We start from the raw sequence: 23,086 nt of genomic DNA, 5'->3' as shown, positions 1-23,086 counted from the left end.
AAAAAGCCAACGCTAATGCGTTGGCTTCAGTAAATGTAATCTTAGTCGACTATGACTATGCAGCTTTCTCTGTAAGGCTCTTGTTTACCATACGGTCTCTGACTTTGAACCATAGATAAGTAGCAACTATTGAGAAGAACAAATAGGACAATGAGAATACAAATGGCGATGTGACCAAGCCTTGATTAAAGCCCCACAGAACACCGACAACGGTGATCGATATTTTTGCCAAAAGCCCACAGATCAAAAGAACCAACGCCAATTGAGGGAAACGACTGCTTCTAAAGGCAAACCAGTAACATGCGCCCACCGCAAGAGTAGCAATGTATAAACCCAACAAGAAAGAATGAAGGTGTTCAGCAGATGCCACACCAGCAGTCACCGAAATGATAAATAAAATAAACAACTTCATACGCACCTCGCTTTTTAAAACTAGAAAAAGCTTCCTTTCATTTTTGCAAACTCATTTTGCGTATATTTTCACCTTTCTAAAGAAAAGATCAAGAGGTCAAATTGTATCTTTTTTGTACAAATAATCGCCACACCCCAAAGGTAAATAAAATGTTAAATCATTGGTTTTCATGAACTAAGCTATTACTTGAATTTACATGATTTTACAAAATGCCAAGTTTGAAGTGTTACATGCAGATAACATATGAAACATTTGGAAACTTTCTTTTTTTGTGACAAAAAACATTTCAATAATGAAGTTAGCAGCAAAAATCACCTCTCGAAATCTAAGTTTCCAATTTGATCCTCTTCCCTTTCTGATTCTTCTATTTTTAGTGTGAGCTTAGCCACTCTTCCTGCCCTCTCGACTCGTATCACTTATACAGCTCTGCTACCTTTGCGTCACATATTTTTACGTACTACATACCATGCCTTCTGAGTACCGAATTCGAAAGATCGTAGAGATCGGAGATACGCTTCACCGTTGCGGCTGTGCGCCATACAAACTTGAGAAATACACTCAATTCTATGCACGAAAACACGGTGTTGATGTAATGATTCAAGCAACACCGACCACAGTTAACTACCAGTTCCCAGATGATAACAATGCAGTCGTGATGAAACGTCACCAGCCTGCATCTATTAACTTGAGTTTGCTAGCCAACACCATCATTCGAATCAATCAACCGAGCCAAGAGCCTGTTCCTGAACCCGTTGGTTATTCAAAATGGGTTATCGCAATGGCGAATATGGGCATCCCACCAGCGTATCTTATGCTAGTGGGATCAACGATGGATGCCATTTACATTTCGGTCTTTTTAGGTTTCATGGTTTGGGCGACTCAGCAACTCTGTAAAGCTAGACGTTCAATAGCCGTTGAATTTATTGCCGCACTGTTCACTGGAATATTGGTTGCTTTCTTTGCCAGTACAGGCGCTGAAATACCCGTTTGGGCGCTATGTATTGCCGCTATAGTCTTGTTTGTGCCCGGACTTTCTATCGCAAACTCACTGGAGTGTCTCGCCTTCAACGATTTGGTTTCAGGAACCAGTTTATTGGGGCAAAGCGCACTGACTTTAATTAAGCTCTTTGTCGGTATCGTAATGGGGTTGAATATTGGGGAGTCTATTTGGGGACAAGCAGAACCCCATAGCTATATCAATGAAGTACCAATCGTATTGCACATTTTCGGTCTCTTTCTTATCTCGACTTCACTCGGTGTGATATTCAACGCGAGACCGAAAGATATCCTCTTAGGTTTACCTGTGGCTATGTTAGGTATGTGGGGGCCATTTTATTTAGGCTTTGAAAGTGGCTGGGTGGTAGGAACTTGGGTAACGACCGTACTGATTACTTTGTACGGAACTTGGGTTGCGAAAAAAATGGATTTAACGGGTTCCATCTATATTGTACAAGGCATCATCATACTTGTTCCCGGCAGCCGAGTCCTAGTGAGTGCTAGCCAGTCCGTTTTCGAGCAATCAATACTCCCAATCCCAAGCATTGGCTTATCAGCGCTGTTTATGTTTTCTGCCATCGTGGCGGGGCAAATCACCGCTTACTCTATCTATTCACCCAAAATAGAGCGCTAGCTAATAAAAAACCCTATCCAAACGTCGCTATCTAAGCAGCTTTTGAATAGGGTTCTTTACCCCTGTGTTTCATTTTACGGCTGAAACTGCCTTTCCCTTTTTTCGCTTTTTCCACTCTCACTTTAAACAATTCACTGGTTACAACCGCCTTAAGGGCATTATCTTTTATCTCACCGCGCCCCACTTCTAATTCGTGTTGCAACGAGTGCTCTTTCCTCATTTTCTGAGGTTTATTCTTGGCCATATGTGGCTCCTTTGATTATCGATTTAATTGGTCACTACAATGAATTTACTCAGCAACCAAAGCAAACGAATGTTACACGAATAATATTCAAAACTGTACAAATTTAAATCTTTTACCTAGCGCAAACTTTGAATGAAAAAGCCTGTGACAACTGAGATTTGCCCCGAAATCTTATTGACTTAGTTGCACTTCAGCCTACACTGGATTTCAGCTAGAAAACGGTTCTTGTTTACCCCGCCGTTTCGTTGGATTTATGTTTGTCCGCCGTAACGTCGTGCTCAATAGCAATCTCCTTTTCCACGCTATCGGTGCCGTCATGGCTTTTGCAAGATTTATCAAGGATATACACTATGTCTAACACTGTAACTGGTACAGTTAAATGGTTTAACGAAACAAAAGGTTTTGGTTTTATTAAGCAAGAAAATGGCCCAGACGTTTTCGCTCACTTCTCAGCAATTACAGGTGACGGTTTCCGCACTCTTGCTGAAGGTCAAAAAGTGGAGTTCGTAATCACTCAAGGTCAAAAAGGCCCTCAAGCAGAAAACATCAAAGCGGTTTAATCACAACCACTTACAGCATACAATAGCCAGCACTATCGCTGGCTATTTTTTTAAGTATTACTATGGCACTCAAACCAACTATCTATAAATTTCGTCTTTCACTCTCTGACACGAATAGAGATGTGTACGATTCAGCACAACTGACTATCGCGCAGCACCCGTCCGAAACCATTCCTAGAATGATGGCTCGTGTTCTGGCGTTTTGTGTAAAATACCAACCCGATCTCGTATTCACCAAAGGTCTTTCTACTATTGAAGAGCCAGACCTATGGGTAAAATCACTCGATGACCAAATCCAGTATTGGATTGAGATTGGTGAACCTTCTCTAGATCGAATCAAAAAAGCTACTCGCCTTTCACCAAGCGTCGATGTGTTCAGTTTTAACAGTAAGTCTGAAGTGTGGTGGGAGCAAACCAAAAACAAAGCGCACCAGTACAACGCTAACTTCTACCGCTTTAACTGGGAGTCGATTGAAGCACTATCTGAAGTTATAGAACGAGGCATGGATATTTCTGTCATGATTACTGGTGACAGTTTATTCGTCGATGTCCCTCAAGGCTCTTTTGAAGTACAGCTAGAAACCCTCTATACCCATGACTAAGCTCGAGAGTGCGCTAAAAGAGATTGGTGCTGATTGCTTGCAGATGACACCACAACAGACTTCGCAGTGGTTAGTTTTTTGCGAGCAATACGATAACTTGTTTACTCAAGTATGCGATAAAAAACCGGATGTTGTGTTTACTCATCATCTGTTGGGCCTATTAACCAAAGCCCATATCGAGTCGCAAGCGACGGTTGAAAGTCACAAACAAGCTATACAAACAATGCAAGAGACGTTCGCCCAGCATTTATCCCCTGAGCAGGCGAGTAAGTTTGAAAACCAGAGCCTTTTAAAACTTGAGCTGGTGACCCATTTATGGCTTTACCTACAAGGCTACCTCAAAATGGATTTCAGCTTGGCTAACGATCATGCAGAGCAAACCGCACTAACTATCACCGACATTACCTCTCAAGATAGTCAAATACTGAGAACCCATTTTCTACAAAGCTATTATGCCGGAGAAGAACGCTCTCCAATTAAGCGTTCGGCCTCTCCACTCTTTTCTTGGCTAAAATCTTTGTTTAACCGTTCGAATAGTTCATCTTAGGCCTGAGAATAACGAGTGCGCCCATTGGTTCATCATCCGCCTTAATCATAGGGCTCACTTGTATTTCCATCCATTCACTATCACTCAGTTCGCCAAATTTTCGGAGCAATGAAATTCCGCTGTACTCTCTTCCATTGTGAATCGCGCAATATAGCCAGTTCGATGGGCTAGGAGTTTCTGTCGATTGATTTGAAATCAAAAATTCGAAGCTTTGCCCATACAATTGACTCGCACTGACATTCAACCACTCCGTAGCGGCTGGATTGCAGTAATCAATATTCCCCTTGTGATCGACGGTGAAAATAAAATCACTGATTGAATAAAGTAGCAACTGGCTGAACTGGTGCTGCTGATAGAGATTGTTATAGATACTGCTAAACTTCTCACTTAGCTCACCCATTTCGGCATTATCAGCATGCTTGTAGGGCTTCAACTCTTCCGCTAGTTGTGAACCATCAACTTGATTTAACCAGTAAATCAGCTCTCTGATCGGTTTAGTGATATGACTACGAAGTAAGTAAATCATCACACTAGGCAAAATTAGTAATGCAGCCAAATAAGGTATCGTTCTATATACGATGCTGATCAGACTCTGCGGTTGATAGGGTGTAATTAGTTCTATCGATACAGGCATCACATAGTCTTCTCTCATCAAAGAGTAGACGCCTACAATAACGCTATCTTCGAAAGCCTGACTTTGTGTATTCAATATCCAAATCGAATCATCGGTAATAGGTAGGAAGTGACTATTTTTGGCGATGGAAATCAGTCTAAAGTTATGACCGATGATCTTCGATACTTTTTCATTCAGTACGTGGTTAACCTCTTTAAAAAACAGTAATCGACCGTTCGTTTTCATTGTTCCGTAGCCATCTTGAATCGGCGCGCTTGAAAACAGGTAAGTACCACTGTCATGAAACAAAACGCCACTAATAGTTTGGGCGCTGAACTCAGATTTCACATTCGATGAGTGTCGCACAAACGGTATACGACCAAAATTATTGGTTTGCCCCTGAGTAAAGATAACTTGTGACTGGCTGTCTAGTATTGCAACTCCATCAAGTCTTAATGATTCAAGGGCTACTGAAGAAAAGTTAGCCTGCGTAAAGCGTTGATTCGGCAGCTCAACAAATGCGTACATATCCTGCCATTTGGCGTAATCGGTTGTGAGTAACTTCAGTTCACTCAGTTCGTTTCTCATCAACTCCAACGCTAACTCAGTCATTCTCTTGTTATGTTGGAGTCCCGCTTTTTCACCTTGATCACGCTCTGTATACAGCGAAATGGCTGAAATGACCCCAATCGTCAAAGTCGTCACAACAATAAAAATAACCAACAACTTTTTTTCTGTCGAACCTAACAAAGCCTGAACTCCAACATCTAAACAACGGGCTATTCTATGTCTGCTGGCAGTTAGGGTCTGTTCTTTAAAGAACACCTGTATGAAAAAAGGCCTTCATACGAAGGCCTTTTCTTACAGGTAATGGTGAATCTTACAAATAGGCGTGAGGGCCAAACACTTCATAGTGGATTCGGTCACGCTCGACACCAGCGTGAGTTAACTGTTTAACTACACTCTCCATGAATGCCACTGGGCCACAAATGTAAAAATCCGCTTGTTGCATTGGTAGAGCATCATACACTAAACGTAAGTCCATCTGACCACTAAAATCCGCTTGATCATTTAAGTACCAAGCAAATTGCTTCCAACCTTGTTGTTCAATCAGCTCTGATGTCTCTAACTTAAAGGTATGTTGCTGAGCATTGTTACAAGCATAAAGGTAGTTCACCTCTTTCTTACCAGCTTGAGCGAGTGTGTGCAGCATTGATTGCATTGGTGTTGCCCCCACTCCTGCAGAAATAAGTACAACAGGAGCGTTCTTTTCCTGGTAGTAAAAATCACCTGCCGGAGCATAAAGGCGCACAACATCGCCAGCTTTCACTTCATCATGCATGTAGTTTGAAACGAGACCATTGTGCTCACCTACTTCACGTTTGATAGAAATGCGGTAGTCCTTACCGTTTGGTTTGTGTGATAACGAATACTGACGAATTTCAACGTTCTCAGCCAACGTTGGCTTCACCTCAATACCAATGTATTGACCAGGCTGATAATCTAATACTGCCCGACCATCGACAGGCTCCAGAACGAAGCTGGTTACAAACTCAGATTCAACCTTCTTCTTGGCAATCTTGAATTCGCGAGCATTCTCCCAACCTCCATTTGCTTCACTGCGCTGTTGATACAAATCACCTTCACGATCGATGAAGATCTGCGCTAAGAACAGATAAGCCGCTGTCCAAGCTTCTTCTACCTCGGGAGTGAACGCCTCAGATGCCAGCTCGCGCAATGTTTCGATCAAGTGATGGCCAACAATTTGGTAGTGCTCAGCTTGAATGTTAAAGCTTGTATGCTTGTGAGCAATACGCTCAACGGCGGAAGTTAAAGCCTCTAAGTTCTCAATATTCTTCGCGTACGCAGCCACCGCTTCGAACAAAGCCACACTCTGGCGCCCTGTTTTCTGGTGCGTCATATTGAAAATGTCTTTGAGCTCAGGGTTATGTGAAAACATTCGCTGATAAAAGTGCTGGGTTAATGCAGGCCCCGCGCTTTCTAGTAATGGAATTGTGCTCTTTACAATATCAATATGTTGATTGTTAAGCATGGAGTTCTCCTCAGTTAGCTATTCTTGTTTTTGTTTATAATTAGAATGACTGTGTCACTTTACTATCTCCCCTAGAGCACAAAAGGTGCCAACTTTCCCGATACCGTAATCTCTTGGTTTTTGAGCTAAAATACATTTAATAAAAGTCAATATGACCCTTTGAAATTAAGTCATAATGACACTACAATATAAAAATCACTCACTCGCACTGAGTGTAAAACAATCAACTTAAAAACAAGCACTTAACTCACTATGCAAGATATCTCTGTTTCTACCCTCATCGATATGACCATCGGCCTTGCTGCAGGTGATAACGACTATGAGAGATTTAACAAGCTGCTCGATGCGATTCGCAAAGCAATCCAATGTGATAGCGTCGCGTTACTCTCTTTACAGGGAGAGACTCTAGTACCTCTCGCGATACAAGGCTTAACGCGTGATACCCTTGGCCGACGTTTTAAAGTCGAAGAACACCCTAGGTTTAAGATGATTTGTGAGTCTCGCAACGCAATTCGATTTGATGCTGATAGCGAACTTCCGGATCCATTTGATAACCTTCTGCTTGATTACGAAGGCGATCTTCCTATGCATTCCTGCATGGGCTTACCTCTCGTTTATGCAGATAAGCTTATTGGCGTACTAACCCTTGATAGCCTAACGCCTAACCTGTTTGATGATATCCCTACTCGAAGTTTAGACGCACTCTCAGCGATTGCTTCTTCAACCCTCAAGGTTGCGTTAACCGTCAGCCAACTAGAGCAGCAAGCTAAGCAGACACAGCAGCGTTTTGAAGAGCTCAACGAAGAAGCTTGGGATCGTGATGGGGGAGAGATCATCGGCACCAGTGAATCTATGCAACTGTTAAATAGCGATATTGAAGTTGTCGCTCCATCCAATTTTAATATCTTAATCCACGGTGAAACCGGGGTGGGCAAAGAACTAGTAGCGCGTAGCCTTCATCATCTATCTCCACGAAAAAAGCAGCCTTTGGTCTATGTGAACTGTGCTGCAATACCTGAAAAGCTGGTCGAAAGTGAACTTTTCGGCCATGTGAAGGGCGCATTCACCGGCGCAGATAAATCACGCATGGGTAAATTTGCTCTTGCGGACGGCGGGACGTTGTTCCTGGACGAAATTGGCGAGCTACCACTTGCTGCCCAAAGTAAAATATTGCGGGCGCTACAAAATAATGAGATTCAACCTGTGGGCCAAGATAAGGTTGAAACCATTGATGTCCGAGTTTTAGCGGCAACTAACAGAGACCTAAAACACGAAGTGGCAGAAGGTCGCTTTCGCTCCGATCTCTATCACCGTTTAAGTGTCTACCCAATCCAAGTTCCAGCCCTTCGAGACCGTGAAGGCGATGTCATATTACTGGCCGGATACTTCTTGGAACAAGCAAGACGAAAGCTCGGTATAGTGCAAATTAAACTGGGCAAAGAAGCTAGGTTAGCTTTAGCTAATTACAATTGGCCGGGAAATGTTCGTGAACTTGAGCATGTGATCAATCGCGCCGCACTCAAAGCTCGCGCTCGCGGCCGAAACGGAAATCTAATCACCGTCTCCATTGATGATATCGGCGATCTTCATTCTGTCGAGGGTTTGGATATTCAATCAATAGCGACTAAACACGAGCCTAATCACAAACTCGATTGGTCAAAAGGTTTACGTGAAGCAACTGAAGACTACCAGAGAACCTTAATCACAACCGTATTGACGGACGCCAATTTTAATTGGGCCAAAGCCGCACGCGAATTGAAAACAGATCGCGCTAACCTGACTCGATTGGCGAAAAGACTAGGCATTAACGTGACGAAGAAACATCAAATAGAACTGAATTAAGTAAGTATCCTATCGATTACAAGTTAGTTACAATAGGCCGATAAGGATGGGACGGATTAGCCTTACCCATCCAACCTAAAGTCAACCTCTAGCTATAATGAAAGGAATGTTATGAAGTTTATTCGTTGGTTCTTGGGCCGCGTCATTCTGTTGCTCAACTTTATTTTTTCTCCAAGAGGCATAAAGCGCTCTTCTGATGAACAGCAAGCTGCAGACTCGAAAGCACAGTCGATGGCACTATATCAATTTGAAGCATGTCCATTTTGTGTAAAAGTTCGCCGCGCAATGAAGCGTCAATCAGTGAATATTGAGCTTCGAGATGCTAAAAATGATCCAACCCACCGCTCTGATCTAGAAACAGGTGGTGGCCGTATTAAAGTGCCGTGCCTTCGTATTGAAAAAGATGGCCAGGTAGAATGGATGTACGAGTCTTCAGATATCGTTACATATTTGGAGAAAGAGTTCGCTTAAATCGCTAATCACTAAGGTAGGGTCTATGCCAGCAGTTCAACTTGATGTTTCTTCTATCAAAGCAATTGTGTTCGACCTTGATAACACCTTAGTGAGCTCTAGCATGGACTTTAAGTGGCTAAGAGAGCAAATTGGCTGCCCTTTGGACACAGACTTGCTCTCTTTTGTTGAAGAAATTCGCTGCCCACGACAAACACAACATGCCAACAATATGATTCTTCAGCATGAATTAGAAGACGCCGAGCACTCCACTCCGATGCCAGGATGTTTACAGCTACTAGAATTTATTGATAGTAATGACCTTCAAACCGCGATTATCACCCGAAATTGTGAGCAGGCTGCAAAACAAAAAGTGGCTCACAATCAACTGAACATTTCACGCATTATCAGTCGCGAACACTTTCCCCCTAAACCTGCTCCCGATTCCTTGCTGGCCCTTGCAAATGAATGGTCTCTTCTCTCTCATCAAATATTGTATGTCGGAGATTATCTCTATGACTTACAAGCAGCCTACAACGCCAATATGCCTTCTTGCTTGGTCACTCACGGTCAAAATGTGCAATTTGGAGAACACGCTTCACTCGTGGTTGATTATTTGGACGAGATCATCGAGGTATTTTAGAGCCTATTATCAAATAGTTTTTGATACTGTTTCTTAAGTTACTGACAGGTTACCAATGGTTAACAAGGTTTCAGTATGCAAAAATAAGCGCATAAATAAAACGAATAATCAGTGAGTCAAACATGCAAAAAAACAGAGTCCTTGTCCTTTATGCACACCCTTCACCTAGGCGCTCAGAAATAAACCAACCACTGTTCAAAGCCGCTCAAGATATTGAAGGCGTTACCGCAGTAGACCTGTACTATGATTATCCGACTTACAACATCAATATCGATCGCGAACAGCAAAGATTACGAGAACATGATGTAATCATTTTTCAGTTCCCTCTTTATTGGTATTCAACCCCTTCTATTCTTAAAGAGTGGCAAGATCTGGTCTTAGAATACGGCTTTGCTTACGGCAGTGAAGGGACTGAACTCCACGGTAAAAAATTCCTCTGCTCTCTTACCGCTGGAGGGAAAGAGGATGCCTATCAAACCAGTGGCTACAACCATTTTACCATCCGTCAACTGCTTCACCCTCTAGAGCAAATGGCTTCATTGACAGGAATGCAATATCTTGCGCCGTTCGCTCTCTTTGGCGCCCGAACCGCAAAAGAAGACGGCCGAATAGACCACCACGTTAAAGAATGGAAAAAGTTACTGACTGCTTTAGTGCGTAATGACTTCGATTATCAAAACGCAGCCAATGTTGAAAAACTGAGTATGTGTTTGGCTGATGTACAAACAGAGGACAAAGCATGACCGGATATTTCCTCCAAGCCTTTATTTATCTTGTCGCGGCAGTTATTGCTGTTCCTATCGCTAAGCGTTTAGGGTTAGGCTCAGTTCTCGGTTACTTAATTGCAGGTGTTGTCATTGGGCCTATCATTGGCTTAGTTGGCGAAGAGACGACAACCATCCAGCATTTTGCTGAGTTTGGTGTAGTCATGATGCTGTTCTTGGTCGGCTTAGAATTAGAACCTAAAATGCTTTGGTCGATGCGCAACCGACTACTTGGCTTAGGCGGTTTGCAAGTTGGTGCAACTGCAGCGATTATCATGGCGATTGCTATCTACTTTGAACAACCTTGGACTGTTGCGCTTGCGATTGGTTTGATCTTCGCACTATCTTCTACCGCAATTGTGCTGCAAACCTTCAATGAAAAAGGCCTGAGTAAAACAGAAGGCGGCCAAAACGCCTTTTCGGTGCTTCTTTTTCAAGATATCGCCGTGATCCCAATGCTCGCCTTCATCCCTCTACTTGCTCTACCAGAATTGGTTGAAAAGGCGCAATCTAGTGCCGCTGCAGCTGCGGAGCATCATGAAGAGTTGAGTCTTGTAGCAGGACTTCCCGGCTGGGGCTACGCTCTGGTTATCGTTATTTCTATCATTGGCCTTGTAGTCGGTGGTCATTACTTGAGCCGCCCCCTATTCCGCTTTGTCGCCAGCTCAGGTTTGCGAGAAATATTTACCGCAACGGCATTGATGTTAGTGGTTGGTATCGCAGCCTTAATGAGCTTAGTGGGGCTATCCCCTGCGCTTGGTACGTTCTTAGCTGGTGTTGTGTTAGCCAACAGTGAATTTCGCCATGAGTTGGAATCGAACATTGATCCGTTCAAGGGCTTACTGCTCGGTTTGTTCTTTATCACCGTCGGTGCTGGCATCAATTTCACGATTCTTTTCGATCAGTTCTTTGTTGTCATCGGATTAACACTTGGAGTCATGCTACTAAAAGCTGGCGTCCTGTTTGTTTTAGCACTGATTTTTCGTATCAAAAACAGCAATCGCTGGCTGTTTACGCTTAGCTTGGCGCAAGCGGGTGAATTTGGCTTCGTTTTGCTCAGTTTTACGGTTCAAAACCATGTCATTCCAGTTGACCTCGCGCAGACATTATCACTGGTAGTAGCGCTCTCCATGTTCCTAACGCCAGGTCTATTTATCTTCTTTGATAAAGTGGTTTTACCGCGTTATGAACATCAGTCTAATGACGGTGTTGCAGATGAAATCGACGAGCAAGGTACAGTTATCATCGCCGGAATTGGACGCTTCGGACAAATCGTCAATCGATTACTTGTCTCCAATGGCGTAAAAACCGTGGTTTTAGATCACCAAGCCGATCAAATAGACGTAGTTCGCCAAATCGAGACTAAAGCCTATTTTGGTGATGCTACACGCCCTGACTTACTCCATACAGCGGGTATTGAGGAGGCGTCCATGCTAGTCATTGCCATCGATAACCGAGAGAGCAGTGTCGAACTGACCAAATATGTGAAGCATACTTATCCACACGTCAAAGTACTTGTGCGAGCCTTCGATCGCGGTCATGGCTATCTGCTTCGCCAAGCTGGTGCTGACATCGTTGAATCCGAAACCTACCACTCTGCTCTTGAATTAGGAGCTCATGCAATGCGTGGCCTTGGTCACCACCCATTCTTTGTAGAGCAACAAAAGGCGGCTTATCAGCGCGTTGAAAACCGTAAATCTGATCGACTCTACCAAGCTTGGGAGGATGATTCAGAAGGCGAACGTTTCGATAACAACTATCGTAAGCTCTTTATGCATCTAGAAGAGCAGATCAAGGTCGAAATGTCTCGTGACCGCTCAGACAAACATGCCGCAGACGAACGCGGCTGGACTCCGCCACCAAAAGGGTACGCGGATGATTTTCAAGATTGATGCAATAGCATAACCCACACACAACCGAGGCTAAAATGCCTCGGTTTCAGTCTAAATCTTACTAAGCAAAATTATGACTACTCAAACAATCGACACGACACCGTCATTAGCAAGACAGCTTTTCAAAATGACATGGCCTATGCTGTTTGGCGTTTTATCCATTATGAGCTTCCAACTCGTTGACAGTGCCTTCATTGGACAACTAGGAGTGCTGCCTCTTGCCGCCCAAGGGTTCACGCTCCCAATCCAAATGATCATTATTGGTATCCAAGTAGGCTTGGGCATTGCAACGACTGCCGTTATCTCCAAAGCTCTTGGTGCAAAACAAGACCGCTACGCTCAGCAACTTGGCGGCCTGATTGTCGTTATGGGTAGCGTAGGCGTAGCGCTAATCTCAGTATTTATCTACCTCTCGCGCGAACCGATTTTAGCGCTGCTAAGTGCACCAGACACAGTACTGCCAATTATCGATAGCTACTGGGTTGTTTGGCTAATCAGTGCATGGACTGGGGCCCTACTCTACTTCTTCTACAGTATCTGCCGAGCGAATGGCAACACCATGCTACCCGGCACAATGATGATGGTGACAAGCTTACTCAACTTAGCCTTAGATCCAATTTTCATTTTCACTCTAGGTATGGGAATCAATGGCGCAGCGATTGCTACAATCCTCGCGTTTGGCATTGGCATTGTCGTCGTGGCCCCCAAAGTTAGCCGAAAGAACTGGCTTTGTTACAACTGGAATGATCTTGATATAGGCAAAAGCATTCGCTCGATCGCCAATATCATGGGCCCTGCCATGATCAGCCAATTACTTCCACCACTCTCTTCTATGCTGGCAACTAAACTGTTAGCCGGATTTGGTACCGCGGCCGTGGCGGCCTGGGCTCTGGGTTCACGCTATGAATTTTTCGCTATCGTCTCAGTGTTAGCGCTCACTATGTCAATGCCTCCAATGGTAGGACGACTGTTGGGAGCCAATAAGTTGGACGACATCCGAAAACTAGTGAGCATTGCATGTCGATACGTGCTTGGTTTTCAACTGCTCATTGCATTGCTGACATGGCTAAGCTCGCAATTTCTTTCCGATTTGATGACCAGTGAAGGACAAGTCAGCGAGATATTGCAGTGGCATCTGATGATAGTTCCGTTTAGTTTAGGTGCGCTGGGTATTTGTATGTTGATGGTCTCGATTGCTAATGCGCTGGGTAAATCCTATACGGCTCTAATGATTTCCGCCCTACGTTTATTTGCATTTTTCTTACCCTGTTTATGGGTTGGTGCTCAATTAGGCGGTATTGAAGGCCTATTTTGGGGCTCTTTAGTTGGAAACTTTCTTGCCGGCGGATGTGCATGGCTAATGTACCAAAAAGCGCTCAAGCAATTAGAACAAACATTAACCAACAAAGAAGTTGCATAGTACCCGCTATCACGTTAGTCTGAATTTTCAACACAATTGGAAATAACCATGAATTTTTCATCTACTTACCTTTGGCTCCTTCTCAATAATACCCGTAGCTGGTAGGTAGACTTATGCCTGGCTACGAGAGACCGTAGCCAGAGCCTTCGCCCTCTCGTAACCTGTCTAATAACTTTCAAGGATACGAGAACATGACAGACGAAACACAGCCCATCCCTTCCTCCAGCAATACTGTGACTCAGCTAGGTATATTGCTTGCCTTGGCCGGTTGTATTCTTTTTTCACTTAAGCCGGTTCTGATTAAGGTTGCCTACCAACATGATGGTGATGCCACATCAATCATGGCGCTTCGAGCTTTTAGTTCTTTACCCATGTACATTGCTATGTTTTTCTATCTTTGTCGGCTTCCATCAAATCGCGCCAAGGTCTCTAAACACGGACTAAAAGCGGTCGCAATAGGTGTTCTGGGCTACTACTGCGCTAGCTACTTAGATATCGCTTCACTCGCATTTATATCAGCTCAATTAGAACGCCTTCTTATCTTTCTATTTCCGACTTTTGTCGTCCTGATAAGCTGGGCTTTATATAAACAAATCCCTACCAAGCAAATTATCCTATCCGCCCTAATTGGATATTTAGGTATCGCGTTTATATTCGTGCACGATTTTCAAACTTTAGGTAACTCGATTGTAAAAGGAAGCTTGCTGGCCGCGGCATCTGCACTTGTATTCGCTTTCTATTTAGTATGGAGCAAACCATTGATCTCAAGTCTTGGTAGCTCATTGTTCACCAGTATTGGGATGGGCAGTGCAGGTATCGCAATCTTAATCCATCTAACCAGCAGTGGAGCTCAGGTAGAGCAATGGAGTTTTGAACTTATCGTTATTGGCGTTCTGCTTGGCATCTTCTGTACCGTACTCCCCTCTTATTTGATTGCTGCTGCGATGGCGAGGCTATCACCGACTCAGCTTAGTTTAACCAGCAATATTGGCCCTGCGATTACCGCTGTAGCAGCGGTATTTATATTGGGAGAGGAGTTTACGTTCTGGCATGCAATAGGTATGACCCTTGTTGTTTTCTCGGTAGTGGCGATGAACCGAAAGAAACCTTAATAAAAACAGGGCATTAATACTCTAAGATTTTGAACGTCTACAGCAAGATATAGTGATGACGGAAGATAGATAAACACGTATGATTCGGCATACGATTTTTATCCAATCAAGATTATGAGTACAAGAGCCCACCACCCTATTAAAGGCGCTAGCTGGATGCTAACTGCAGGTCTAGCTTTCGCTATCGTTAACAGCCTCGCGCAGGTTGCGAGTATCAATTTTGGCCTTTCTTCGACCACAGTAGCCTTAGTTCAATATGCCATTGCACTGGTCGTCATCTTGCCATATTTGAAGACTTTGGGTATTCGCCAGTCTTTAAAAACCAATCACTTAGGCATGCACATTTTTCGTGTCTTTCTATCGGTAATCGGTATTCAATTGTGGCTTTGGGCTTTAGCTTATCCAGTACCTATCTGGCAAGGTATTGCACTACTCATGACATCACCGTTATTTGCAACCGTGGGCTCAGGCTTATTCTTAAAAGAAAGAGTTGGCCCAGCTCGTTGGTTTGCGACAATTACCGGTTTCGTCGGAGCCATGATCATTCTTGAACCATGGGCAGACACTTTCAATTGGGCGTCATTGCTTCCTGTTGGCGCAGCGTTCTTTTGGGCATGCTACTCTTTAATGGTGAAGAAGCTCTCTTCCGATGACTCCCCATCTACCATGGTGGTGTACTTACTGGTTCTCATTACTCCATTTAACATCTTACTAGCGATACCAGATTGGCAAACACCGACAGGTGCTTCACTTTGGCTGGTCCTTCTTGCTGCAGGCGCTATGACAGCCCTAGCTCAATGGGCTATCGTTAAAGCATACTCCGTTGCTGACGCATCCTTTGTTCAACCGTTTGATCATGCGAAGTTGCCATTAAACGTGTTAGCGGGTTGGATGGTGTTTGGATGGGTTCCGCCAGGAAGGTTGTGGCTTGGCGCTGCTATCATCATCGCTTCGGTAGCCTTTATTACACAATGGGAATCAAAAAAATCGCGTAAGGCTGAAATTAAATCGGCCTAGTTCCTTTCTACTAGGGAAAGGTATTTCGGGAGAGAGCTCAATGACAAAACCAATCAAGATTACACTTTACCGCTGGGGCGGAAGCTGGGGACCATTCAGCGTAAAGATTCCTTGTGGCGAATGTACTTTAACTAAGGACATTCTTAAGGACACGTTTGAGAATGAGTTAGCTGATGTGCCGATTGAGCTGGAAGTTAAAGATTGGCTGTCTCACTGGTGGGAGCCATTAAAGGTCGGCGCTTGGCATGCTCCGATCCTTATGGTCGAAGGCAAAGTTATTAGTCAAGGTGAGGCTCTTAACCGAGGTGTGTTAGTTCAATCAGTCATTAAAGAGTGGACTACGCGCGACACCCTAAAAGGCAACATTGTTTATGGTAAAGCAACTTGTCCTTACTGCGTTAAAGCAAAGAAAATGCTCAACGATGCAGGCATTGAATATCAATACCATGATGTAGTGAAGGAAAGCGCTGCACTCTACCGAATGATTCCAGAAGTCAAAGCCATTATCGGTGAAAAAACTCCAGTGACAGTCCCTCAGATTTGGCTGGATGGCCAATATGTTGGCGGCGCAGATAACTTAGCTGCGTGGATTGAAGAACAAGGCTTAAGTAAGGTTCCAAATAACGTCGTCAACCTCGATGAGAATCAAAGCTCTGTTGGGTAAGCTCAACTAGAACTAATAAAACAAAAAAGCCGGAAAACATATCTGATTCCCGGCTTTTTAGCTATATCTCTATACAAGAAGTCTAAGCAACCTCTACCAAGCATACGGTCCCACTAACTTGATTGCGCCCCAGCTCTTTTGCTTTGTACAAAGAGTCATCCGCTTCAGAGTAAAGGCGGTCGAAACTAAACTCATTTTGATTGAGTTCCAATACTGCATAGCCGACAGACACGGTCAAATACTCACTACATGTATTTAAGTGATGTGGAATTTCCTCCTTCTCAATACAGGTTCGTACGCATTCCGCCAATTGTGCAACACTCTCAGGAGAGTGATTAGCAACTAACAGAGCAAATTCTTCTCCGCCAATTCGACAAAACACTTCGTTTTCCGACTGAGTGTGGTGTTGAAGGATGTTACCTATGCGCATCAAGGCGATATCACCCTGCATGTGACCATAGTGGTTATTGTAGAAACCAAAGTGATCAATATCGACCAAAATCAAACCGTAATGCTGCAGTCCCTCATCGCAAGCAACACACAATTCTTCTAATGAAGCTTCAAGCATGCGGCGGTTACCCAATCGAGTTAATGGGTCCATCTTCGCCATCACTTCTAGTTGCTCATTGGCTTTCTGTAACTCTCGAGTACGAGCTTTGACTTCGCGTTCAAGGTTCTCGTTCATTTCATGAATCGCCTCTTGAGCACGAGTTCGAAGTAATACTTCAGTTAGGTTTGAAGCAAACATTCGAATGACTTCACGCAATTGATGCGTCAATGGTGAACGCTTGATTAAGTTGTCGGCAGCGATAAAAGCAATTGGCTCACCATTATTGTCCACCAACATCGTCATCGCAGTCCAACCGAAGCCAACAATGTGAAAGTCATGATAAATTGGCACCGATTCTTCAAACACCACATCATTAGGGTTAACCCGAGCTGCATTCACAATCGCGCGATCAATCGTGTCAGAGCGATAATAAGACTCGTCAACCACGTTGCCCTGTATATCAGTTCCCCATGTACCTTGCATATAGGTACAACCTTTATCGGTTAGAAACACTGCAAAGCGGTCAATACCTAAGCGATTAATGGCAAACGTCACCGCAGATTTACAAACTTCGCTCACCGTCATACATCGAGAAAGTTCTACCATACTCGCATGCAACATGCGTACATTCTGCTCTTGGCGTTTACGAATATAAATTTGAGAGAGTAAAGAACCAAACGACTCTAGCATTTGGCGCTGGTAAGACGTAATCGGGTTACGGTTTATATAATTGTCCAACGCGATCCAGCCAATAATCTCATCACCATCACGCAAAATTAGCATTCCGTTCCAGCCTTGGCCAATGACATTACCTGCCGTATACAAAGGTGCGCCATCAACAATGACTAAATTCTCTTTACCTTCGAACAGTGCATCGATATACGTTTCTTCGAGCTGATGTAAATCATATTGGGTGTGGTGTTCACTGGCGGTGTTACCATGCTCGTCGGTACCATATGTGCCACTAAAACAACGTTTCTTAATATCGAGTAACATAAATACAGCTCGATCAAATCCAAGCTGATCTCGAACCGCTTCAACCGCCATTCGATATAACTCATCAAGGTTAGAAGGGTTAGAAATGCCAACGGCTACCTGCTGTACTAACTTCATGTTGTCGATAAACAGTTCTCTCTGTTTAATAACATCTAGATACTTAGCTTCTTTTATATCGCGCTGTTTGAATTCTTTTGCGGCTTCGGTTTCGGCTCGAACACATTGCCATCTTGCGGCAATGATCTGTAAAGCCTCTAGTTCATTATTTTCGTTAGACCGACTAACCAGCTCTGGATCGACATTTTCGGCAACCAAATAGGTACGCATTTCGGGGTGATTGTCGAGCATGAATACATAGCTTTCCGCCGACATGTGCTCTTCATACACCCATTGGCAGGTGTTCATTTTTAAAGGCAATAACCCATCAGAGGTGTCAAACTGAGACACCCAAGTCCAAAACGTTTCTGGATACAACTCTAACCCGGCAGGCTCCCCCTTTTTGTAGAGAAAACCTGCGAAGTCACTACCTTTTGGCTCTCGAAAAACACCGATATTTTCTGCGCCAAGTAGCTCATCGATATATTGGAATAGCGAGTTCGCAAGGAACCTCTGATTCCTCGCTGACAAGATATTTTTGAGTAGCATTCGGGGGAACATAATCCTAGCCTGGACCTTTTTATTATCTTTTTTCGGTCAAAAAAGTAACAGTTACCCTTATGCAATCAAATGATATTAGCGCCTCATTGTTAAGTCACTCGCATTTGTTAGTTGGCAAGTTTACGAGATATGATACCTCTTACATTTTTCATGTTGTGATTTCCCAAACTTTCATTATTAAGCTATCAGAAGATAAACACGGCTAGGAGGCGATGGGAACGAACAATCACTCTAACATCAAGGTTGAGATACAATTAAAGTACTAGACCATTTTGAGCACAAAAATGACAGGAGACTAGTTTGAAGGGTAAGTTATTGTTGTTGATGCTATGTATTTTTAGCTCATCAACTTTTGCTGCAGTAGATTTGGTAAAGGTCGATAAGTCCAAGCGCCGCATGTACTTGTTAGAAGGCCAAGACATTGTTCGTGAATACCGAATAGCTCTAGGACGTTCTCCAAAAGGTCACAAAAAGCAAGAAGGCGATCAAAAAACCCCAGAAGGCCGCTACTACTTAGACTTCGTCCTCGAGGACTCGAAGTTTTACAAGTCTATGCATATTAGTTATCCCAATCTAAAAGACCGTACCCTTGCGAAAAAGCAAATGGTCGATCCAGGTGGAGACATTAAGATCCACGGTTTGAAGAATGGAGAAAGTCGTCCAGCCAACTATGTACAAAGTTTTGACTGGACAGATGGCTGCATCGCTATTACCAACCAAGAAATGGATGAATTACTGAGTTTGGTTGATATCGGAACACCGATTGAGATCTATTGGTAGATTATTTTTCTCTTGTCACCCACCAGCACATCAACGAACCAATCGTTACCATCACAACACCTTGGAGGAAACTCTGAGTCAATGCGATACCTAAGATTACAGAAGAAATGATGGTCGACAAAACTGGAGTAAAGTATGAAAGCGTAGCCAGTAACACCATGTTCCCACCAATGATGGCATAGTTCCATAACGCGTAGCCACTTCCCATAAAGACACCAGCAACCAAGAGTAGTGCTCCAGACTCAAGATTTAGGCTCATGCCCGTTTCACCACTGAAAGCATATTTAACCCAAAGTGAAACTGCCGTCATGATGAAAAACAGTGTGATAGCATTTTGACCATTGGCGATACGCTTGGTTAAGTTGCAGTATATCGCCCACAAAAATGCCCCCGTAAACGCCATCGCGTAAGTGACTGGGTTAGTCGCAACGTTGGCACTAATCTGTGCAAGAGACAGACCTTGATCACCAGTAATACTCCACGCGACACCTAAAAACGCCAGTGCCACACTAGGGTATACCAGTAGATTGGTTTTCTTACCGCTAACGATTACTGCCAATAACACGGTTAACGCCGGCCATAGGTAGTTAATAACCAGCATTTCAATCGCTTGCTGACGGTCATTGGCCATCGCTAGTGCCAGAGCCAAACAGATCTCATAGGCAACAAAAAGGCCCCCGCCAAGAACGACGTAACGGAGGGAGTAATTGCGCCATTTTGGCACTCCCATTACCGCTACAAGAAACAAGGCCGCAACCGTATAAATTGCAGCTGCGCCGCCTACAGGACCGAGCATCTCTGTTACAGCTCGGGCAACACCCATCACGCTACTCCATAATAAAATGGCAGCAACCCCAGCAAGCGTAAATTTATGGCTTTGAAACATAATTATTATCTTTATTAAAAAAGCCGAGCTGTATGCTCGGCTTGCAGTGATAGCGAGAACCTAAGCCGAATTAGATGATTTCCCAACTATGGGTCATCTCTACACCTTGACCCAACATTAAACATACTGAACAGTATTTTTCTAGAGAATCAGCAGCTACTTGTGCCACTACTTCAGGGTCGAGATTATCGCCCGAAACAGCGAAGTGAATATTCACTTGGGTGAAAATACGCGGTGCAGTCTCACGTCGCTCCGTGGTTAACTTCGCGGTACACTCTTTTACCGCCTGACCTGCCTCTTTTAGCCCATCAACCACATCTACTGAGCTGCAGCCGCCTGCTGCCATTAACACCATCTCCATCGGGCTTGGCGCTGTCGCCCCACCATTACCATCCATCACCACTGAATGGCCTGATTGGGAGTGACCTAGAAATTTAAATTCTTCAATCCATTTAACTTCAGCTTGCATCTATATCTCTCTTGTTCTGTGCTAAAACTAAAACCGTAAAGTTCAAGTTATCATCGTTTGCATCTGCGGGCAGCTTATCGCTTTTCTCAAGCTCTTTTACACTGAATCCGCCGTTCAATCTACCCGCGATTCAATGTTTATTCCTCATTTTTCCTAAACGGTCATCACAACTCTAACTGCCAGTAATATTAAAACTGCACCTGATAGCCTGTCTATTAACTGAGCCTTTGATCGGATCTTATCAATAACCTTTGGGCTCGAAAGCAAAAAGGTTATTAGTGTGTACCAAAGCCCATCAACAATCAGTGGCGTTGCAACAATCACCGCTTTAGCGCCATAGCTGTCACCAACCGCGACAAATTGGCTAAATAGGGCGATAAAGAAAAGCGCAATCTTTGGGCTAAGCAATGAAATCAGTAATCCTTCTTTTGCTGATTGTATTACGCTGGTTTCCTCACCCGATTCCAATTTAGCGGCAACTCCCCCTTTAGAACGCAGAGCGTTGTATCCTAAGTACGCAAGATAGGCAGCACCCGAATAGCTGATTATTTTAAATAGCAGAGGCGATTGCTGCAGTACGACAGCCAAACCAATTAGAGTAATAAAAGCGTAAACACCAATTCCTAACGCGTGAGCCCAAGCGGTTGCAAGCCCATTGATTCGTCCACCAGCAAGGCTGTGTTTAGCGACTATGGCTAAGCTTGGGCCAGGTGACATCGCGCCAAGCAAACAGATAGTAAACAGTGAAAACCAAACGGTAAGAGTCATAAATCAATCCCGATATATTCTAGATGACCATAAATTAAATCAAGCGAAGTATGATTTGAAATTGAAGTTTCTCATTACCATTATGATTTCAAATCATACCTATCGAATATGGACAAGTTTGCATCACATGAAGAACACGTTCCCTCATCCACTGATGGGCTTTATCTAAATCATATTTGGGATGCCACATTAGCCAATATTGATGAGCTTCAGTATCAAATGGCAAACTGGCATAGGTTAAGTCATGATCTCGAGCCAAATTAAACGCGATATGCTCCGGAACGATCATCAAATGATCACTTGATAACAATGCGTTGGTTGCAGCAGAGAAAAATGGCACCCTTAACGCAATACGTCGCTGAAAGCCTAATTTTTTAAGCGCAAGATCTGCTGGGGTATCTTTATCTCCCCCTCCCGTGACCTTCACATGGGAATACGAAGTCAACTGGGTACAGCTCAATGAGCTCAAACCCGACAGTGGATGCGATGACCTCATCAAGCAAAGCGATTTATCTTGACCAATTTTCACACTGCTCAGGTGCTTGGGCTGGCTCGGCAACATAGTGGATGCCAAGTGTATGCCTTGCTCGTTTAGCTGTGACAAGTACTCTGGTTGCCATAACCGATAGGCAATATCCACATTCGGAGCAGCCTCAGACATTTGCGCCGCGACAGTGGGCAGAATGTTCTGCGCAACATAATCGCTAGACGACAACACAAACTCTTGCTGCCAAATTTTCGGGTCGAAAGGCTTATCACTAAGCAGAACATCTACTTCCCCCAGTAGCTCGGTCAGTTTTGCTCTCATCGCTAACGCCTTAGGGGTCGGTAACAGTTGATTACCATCTCTTACTAACAGAGGGTCGCCACATAATTCCCTAAGCTGTGATAACTGACGACTAACCGCTGATTGGGTAATGCTTAGCTTATCCGCTGCGCGACTGACGTGGCATTCATCAAGCAATACCTGCAGTGAGCGTAATAGGTTTAAGTTAACGTGTTCAAGAGCCATGGGTATTAAAAAACTCAGTTAAAACAGTATGGGTCATTAAATGCCTAAGCTCCGGGATCGTTTGTAGTTGATCACGAATTTGATTCAACCTTTGCATAGTCGGAGCCTCAACAAATAGCATCATGTCAGTTTCACCACTGATCGCATGACACCACTTTACGCCATCAATTTGATAGATTTTTTCCGCATATGTTTCACAATATTGAGTGGTAGAAGACATATCAAACTTCAAAGCCAAATATGCTTGGATCATAGGCGCTTCATCCGCAGAGGACGCCACTTGAGCGTGGTAGCCCAAAATGACCTTGTCGCCTTCTAACTTCTGAATCCGAGCTGTCACCGCTGAGCGAGACAAACTCACCTGACGTGCTATTTCACTCACGGATGCTCTGGCATTGCGTTTCAGTATCTCTATGATTTTTTGATCAAATTTATCCATATTCGTTATTCTCATAGCCCAACTTATCCTGTTGATTACAAGTAATGTGACACAAATATCGCGA

The 23,086-nt window shown here is 43.9% G+C and carries 24 protein-coding genes; 14 read left to right on the top strand and 10 right to left on the bottom strand.

The annotated features are described in order from the left end of the window. Nucleotides 1-55: 55 nt before the first annotated feature. Nucleotides 56-412, bottom strand: a complete 357-nt coding sequence (locus AC4MRV_RS05825; RefSeq protein WP_491186486.1) for an NADH:ubiquinone oxidoreductase — start codon at nucleotides 410-412, stop codon at nucleotides 56-58. A 466-nt stretch (nucleotides 413-878) separates the two neighbouring features. Here AC4MRV_RS05825 and AC4MRV_RS05820 point away from each other — a divergent pair, with 466 nt between their 5' ends. Continuing rightward, complete coding sequence (locus tag AC4MRV_RS05820) at nucleotides 879-2,042, top strand: threonine/serine exporter family protein (RefSeq protein WP_491186485.1); 1,164 nt, start codon at nucleotides 879-881, stop codon at nucleotides 2,040-2,042. Nucleotides 2,043-2,073: 31 nt separating this feature from the next. Here the strand turns inward: AC4MRV_RS05820 and AC4MRV_RS05815 are convergent, their stop codons facing one another. Beyond that, nucleotides 2,074-2,286: an alternative ribosome-rescue factor A gene (locus AC4MRV_RS05815; protein ID WP_491186484.1), complete on the bottom strand. Its 213-nt coding sequence runs from the start codon at nucleotides 2,284-2,286 to the stop codon at nucleotides 2,074-2,076. Nucleotides 2,287-2,636: 350 nt separating this feature from the next. Between AC4MRV_RS05815 and AC4MRV_RS05810 the strand changes: the two genes are divergently transcribed. From AC4MRV_RS05810 to AC4MRV_RS05800, 3 genes are all read left to right on the top strand, one after another. After that, the gene (locus AC4MRV_RS05810; protein ID WP_005470115.1) at nucleotides 2,637-2,846 is read left to right on the top strand and encodes a cold-shock protein; all 210 of its coding nucleotides are present in this window, start codon (nucleotides 2,637-2,639) and stop codon (nucleotides 2,844-2,846) included. Between the two features lie 62 nt (nucleotides 2,847-2,908). Beyond that, a complete protein-coding gene (locus AC4MRV_RS05805) occupies nucleotides 2,909-3,448 on the top strand; it encodes a YaeQ family protein (RefSeq protein ID WP_491186483.1) in 540 nt (179 codons plus the stop codon). Then, entirely contained in the window at nucleotides 3,441-3,995 is a 555-nt protein-coding gene (locus AC4MRV_RS05800; protein ID WP_491186482.1) for a hypothetical protein, read from the top strand. Before AC4MRV_RS05805 ends, AC4MRV_RS05800 begins: the two co-directional genes overlap by 8 nt. On the opposite strand, the gene AC4MRV_RS05795 is transcribed toward AC4MRV_RS05800, so the two are convergent. Together AC4MRV_RS05795 and hmpA are read right to left on the bottom strand one after the other, a co-directional pair. Continuing rightward, on the bottom strand, nucleotides 3,970-5,358 hold the full coding sequence (locus AC4MRV_RS05795; RefSeq protein ID WP_491186481.1) for a CHASE4 domain-containing protein: 1,389 nt from the start codon (nucleotides 5,356-5,358) through the stop codon (nucleotides 3,970-3,972). The genes AC4MRV_RS05800 and AC4MRV_RS05795 overlap by 26 nt on opposite strands. A 130-nt stretch (nucleotides 5,359-5,488) precedes the next feature. Continuing rightward, nucleotides 5,489-6,661, bottom strand: a complete 1,173-nt coding sequence (gene hmpA, locus AC4MRV_RS05790; protein ID WP_491186480.1) for an NO-inducible flavohemoprotein — start codon at nucleotides 6,659-6,661, stop codon at nucleotides 5,489-5,491. 252 nt (nucleotides 6,662-6,913) lie between these two features. On the opposite strand from hmpA, the gene norR reads away from it, so the two are divergent. The 9 genes from norR (at nucleotide 6,914) to AC4MRV_RS05745 (ending at nucleotide 16,465) form a co-directional block, all read left to right on the top strand. Next, nucleotides 6,914-8,503: a nitric oxide reductase transcriptional regulator NorR gene (gene norR, locus AC4MRV_RS05785; RefSeq protein WP_491186479.1), complete on the top strand. Its 1,590-nt coding sequence runs from the start codon at nucleotides 6,914-6,916 to the stop codon at nucleotides 8,501-8,503. 111 nt (nucleotides 8,504-8,614) lie between these two features. Continuing rightward, nucleotides 8,615-8,974 carry a glutaredoxin family protein gene (locus AC4MRV_RS05780; RefSeq protein ID WP_491186478.1) on the top strand — a complete coding sequence of 120 codons (360 nt, stop codon included), beginning with the start codon at nucleotides 8,615-8,617 and terminating at the stop codon, nucleotides 8,972-8,974. A 25-nt stretch (nucleotides 8,975-8,999) separates the two neighbouring features. After that, on the top strand, nucleotides 9,000-9,596 hold the full coding sequence (locus tag AC4MRV_RS05775) for an HAD family hydrolase (RefSeq protein WP_491186477.1): 597 nt from the start codon (nucleotides 9,000-9,002) through the stop codon (nucleotides 9,594-9,596). A gap of 122 nt (nucleotides 9,597-9,718) precedes the next feature. Next, nucleotides 9,719-10,339 carry an NAD(P)H-dependent oxidoreductase gene (locus AC4MRV_RS05770; RefSeq protein WP_491186476.1) on the top strand — a complete coding sequence of 207 codons (621 nt, stop codon included), beginning with the start codon at nucleotides 9,719-9,721 and terminating at the stop codon, nucleotides 10,337-10,339. Then, nucleotides 10,336-12,252, top strand: coding sequence for a monovalent cation:proton antiporter-2 (CPA2) family protein (locus tag AC4MRV_RS05765; protein WP_491186475.1), 1,917 nt, complete (start codon nucleotides 10,336-10,338; stop codon nucleotides 12,250-12,252). The genes AC4MRV_RS05770 and AC4MRV_RS05765 overlap by 4 nt, the downstream gene beginning before the upstream one ends. A 73-nt stretch (nucleotides 12,253-12,325) precedes the next feature. Next, the gene (locus AC4MRV_RS05760) at nucleotides 12,326-13,672 is read left to right on the top strand and encodes an MATE family efflux transporter (RefSeq protein WP_491186474.1); all 1,347 of its coding nucleotides are present in this window, start codon (nucleotides 12,326-12,328) and stop codon (nucleotides 13,670-13,672) included. A gap of 191 nt (nucleotides 13,673-13,863) precedes the next feature. Continuing rightward, nucleotides 13,864-14,784 (top strand): DMT family transporter, encoded by a 921-nt coding sequence (locus tag AC4MRV_RS05755; protein WP_491186473.1) that lies wholly within the window; start codon nucleotides 13,864-13,866, stop codon nucleotides 14,782-14,784. A gap of 114 nt (nucleotides 14,785-14,898) precedes the next feature. Continuing rightward, a complete protein-coding gene (locus AC4MRV_RS05750; protein WP_491186472.1) occupies nucleotides 14,899-15,801 on the top strand; it encodes a DMT family transporter in 903 nt (300 codons plus the stop codon). A 40-nt stretch (nucleotides 15,802-15,841) separates the two neighbouring features. Then, nucleotides 15,842-16,465, top strand: coding sequence for a glutaredoxin domain-containing protein (locus AC4MRV_RS05745; RefSeq protein WP_491186471.1), 624 nt, complete (start codon nucleotides 15,842-15,844; stop codon nucleotides 16,463-16,465). An 82-nt stretch (nucleotides 16,466-16,547) separates the two neighbouring features. Here the strand turns inward: AC4MRV_RS05745 and AC4MRV_RS05740 are convergent, their stop codons facing one another. Continuing rightward, complete coding sequence (locus AC4MRV_RS05740; RefSeq protein WP_491186470.1) at nucleotides 16,548-18,668, bottom strand: sensor domain-containing diguanylate cyclase; 2,121 nt, start codon at nucleotides 18,666-18,668, stop codon at nucleotides 16,548-16,550. Nucleotides 18,669-18,992: 324 nt separating this feature from the next. Between AC4MRV_RS05740 and AC4MRV_RS05735 the strand changes: the two genes are divergently transcribed. Next, nucleotides 18,993-19,448 (top strand): L,D-transpeptidase family protein, encoded by a 456-nt coding sequence (locus tag AC4MRV_RS05735; protein ID WP_491186607.1) that lies wholly within the window; start codon nucleotides 18,993-18,995, stop codon nucleotides 19,446-19,448. Between the two features lies 1 nt (nucleotide 19,449). Here AC4MRV_RS05735 and yddG read toward each other — a convergent pair whose 3' ends face one another. The 5 genes from yddG to AC4MRV_RS05710 form a co-directional block, all read right to left on the bottom strand. Continuing rightward, nucleotides 19,450-20,334: an aromatic amino acid DMT transporter YddG gene (yddG, locus tag AC4MRV_RS05730; protein WP_491186469.1), complete on the bottom strand. Its 885-nt coding sequence runs from the start codon at nucleotides 20,332-20,334 to the stop codon at nucleotides 19,450-19,452. A 70-nt stretch (nucleotides 20,335-20,404) separates the two neighbouring features. Beyond that, nucleotides 20,405-20,803, bottom strand: coding sequence for an OsmC family protein (locus tag AC4MRV_RS05725; protein WP_491186468.1), 399 nt, complete (start codon nucleotides 20,801-20,803; stop codon nucleotides 20,405-20,407). 153 nt (nucleotides 20,804-20,956) lie between these two features. Continuing rightward, nucleotides 20,957-21,571: a LysE family translocator gene (locus AC4MRV_RS05720; RefSeq protein ID WP_491186467.1), complete on the bottom strand. Its 615-nt coding sequence runs from the start codon at nucleotides 21,569-21,571 to the stop codon at nucleotides 20,957-20,959. An 88-nt stretch (nucleotides 21,572-21,659) separates the two neighbouring features. Beyond that, nucleotides 21,660-22,583, bottom strand: a complete 924-nt coding sequence (locus AC4MRV_RS05715; protein ID WP_491186466.1) for a LysR family transcriptional regulator — start codon at nucleotides 22,581-22,583, stop codon at nucleotides 21,660-21,662. Beyond that, the gene (locus tag AC4MRV_RS05710) at nucleotides 22,573-23,022 is read right to left on the bottom strand and encodes an Lrp/AsnC family transcriptional regulator (protein ID WP_491186465.1); all 450 of its coding nucleotides are present in this window, start codon (nucleotides 23,020-23,022) and stop codon (nucleotides 22,573-22,575) included. The genes AC4MRV_RS05715 and AC4MRV_RS05710 overlap by 11 nt, the downstream gene beginning before the upstream one ends. Nucleotides 23,023-23,086: the final 64 nt, after the last annotated feature.

It is taken from the genome of Vibrio sp. (assembly GCF_984391705.1).
The sequence above is the reverse complement of the archived record's forward strand: the minus strand, read 5'-3'. Positions and strand labels throughout refer to the sequence as shown.